A 1,226-nucleotide genomic window follows, 5' to 3' on the forward strand; every position below is an offset into this window, starting at 1 on the left:
AAGACCTCAATTCTCACATCAGTAACATATTTAAGATCATAACTGATAGTCAATTGATCTTTGAAAGGAACCGGATGCGCTGTGAAACCTGCAATTTCGGTTTCTGTACTAATTATTTCAAGTGGTGGACATAACTGAGCTGTAGCTGAAAATTCAATGAAATAACGGCATTTATCAAAGCCATTATTGATTGCTTTAAGAGCTTCTACAATTTCAGAAAGACTAACATCTGCATATACCTGACCTCCCAAAGCATTTTTAGCCAATTGGAATAAATCCCAAACATCGGCATCTGCAGGAAGTGCTGCAATTACATCTGCAGGCATCAAATAGCTCTCAATAGCATTTAGCTCAATTGCACAGTCTGCCTGAACAGGATCTATACAAGATGAACCTGTGGCTCTGGCTTTGGTAACAACATATTTACCTCCACTGCCAACTAAACTAAAGTTACCTATAGATTCTGATGGATCATCTGTCAAATAAAGATTTAATGCCATTGCAACAGTTTGTCCCAACAATACATTTTTAATTTTACCGTTTTGGAGCGGCGTAATGGTAAAAGGAGTGTAATCACCACCTATTACTATAGCATTACCTCCTCCTGGCATCAATGCATTCAGTTGAGCTGCCTGTGCAGCAGTAACTGTAAATGAACCTCCTGGATCGGCGGCACTTGTACCTCTTCCGATGTACAATACATCACCCGGCATGTTATTAATGCTATTGGTTATCACGGTTATTGAAGAAAACTCACCATCTGCGGTACAAGCTGTTCCACTACCTCCATAATACCCTTGAGTATAAGTACATAACGGACCTCCGCAAGATGGTCCTTCAGCTATTACTTCTGAACCAGATTGCTCACATCCATGGTCGTCTTTTACGGTCCAATTATAGGTGCCTGCTCCAAGCCCTGTATAGGTTTTTGGAGAGGTTTGTGTCGCAAATCCGCCTCCATTGAAGTTCACCATATAAGGTGCAGTTCCTCCACTGAAAGTAAGGGTAACTGAACCATCTGTATCGCCTAAACAAGTCACTTCTGTATGAGCATCACTGGCTATAAGTGCAGTTGGCTGACCAACTATTTCTGATCCTGATTTCTCACAACCTTTAGAGTCTCTTACTTTCCAAGTATAGGTACCTGCTACAAGACCGCTGTATGTTTTTGATGATGTTTGGGAAACAAATCCGCCCACTCCATTAAACTCTACCGTGTAACCAGG

At 41.3% G+C, this 1,226-nt stretch carries 1 protein-coding gene; it reads right to left on the minus strand.

The window, feature by feature from the left end; all coding sequences use genetic code 11:
- On the minus strand, positions 1-1,226 hold a 1,226-nt coding region (locus tag DB891_RS17425), incomplete at both ends, for a SprB repeat-containing protein (RefSeq protein ID WP_133243533.1).

This window comes from Flavobacterium laiguense (assembly GCF_003097655.1).
Lineage (GTDB): Bacteria > Bacteroidota > Bacteroidia > Flavobacteriales > Flavobacteriaceae > Flavobacterium > Flavobacterium laiguense.